This window comes from Mesonia maritima (genome assembly GCF_042433895.1).
Lineage (GTDB): Bacteria > Bacteroidota > Bacteroidia > Flavobacteriales > Flavobacteriaceae > Mesonia > Mesonia maritima.
Map to the genome: position 1 here is coordinate 1 of NZ_JBHLUA010000026.1, position 993 is coordinate 993.

Sequence of the window (993 nt, forward strand, 5' to 3'; positions counted from 1 at the left end):
CATTAGCAAATGCTTGACTGGCGTGATAGCTTACCGTAACATTACTCGCTCCACCGTCTATTGTATTATCTAAAGCACCTAAATCAAATTGCGCTTGCCCATCTTCATCGTCATCACACACAAATAAAGGACCAGCAGCATTGGCTACAGGACTTGGAATCACTTCCAACGAAAGTGGCTCCACAACTCCACAATTTACTGAGGTGTCTTCAATGTACACATATACAGTTTGATTATCCTGATCGGTATTGGTAAAATTATTGATCGGCGAAGGAAGCTGGTCTGAAGCAGTTTGGTTCTCTGCTCCTGCTTGAGTAAAATAATAAGTAGCCGTTATATTCGCATTCCCTCCTGCTATCTGGTTGCTAGCTTGGGTTAAATCAAAAGAAGTGAAACCGTCTTGCGGATCGGTATCACATTCAGACAACATAACAGGAGTATTATAGTTAAGCTGGTTGACCACTAAATCAAAAGTGGTTATTTTATGACAATTATCCTCATTCATTACTCGAACATAGATAGTAGCCCCATTTGCACCTGTATAAGTAGTCGGAGCAGTAATTTCCTGAGTGGTGTCTTGGGTATCGGCAGCAGTAAAATCATCATAAAATTCCCAAGTGTAATCCGACTGGGTTAATCCAGAAAATATATCAGATAAACGATCCTCTAAATTAAACTCGCCTGTGCCTCCATTACCACACGTTTCCAAATCAACAACAGTAGCTGGGGTATTGGGTTCCTCTCCTATTACTATCTCAAGAGGAACAACATCATAACAGTCATCTACCGGAGCTATTCCTAAAGCACCATAATCATAGTCTAATCGGTAATAAACCACAGTGGTGGTGGTTATGGAATAAGTAGCAGGATTCGCTATTAAGGAATTAGGGTCTTGGGTTAAAGCTCCCGTTTCATCATCATAATAAGTGATCTCATAGTTACCTTGCTCTGAAGCAGGAATGTTCGATAAAATATCCGAATCACGGCTAGTTA

General features: G+C 40.6%; 1 pseudogene. It reads right to left on the bottom strand.

Going from position 1 to position 993, the window contains the following annotated elements:
- Positions 1-993: pseudogene (locus ACFFGL_RS13660) on the bottom strand (hypothetical protein); the annotation flags it as partial.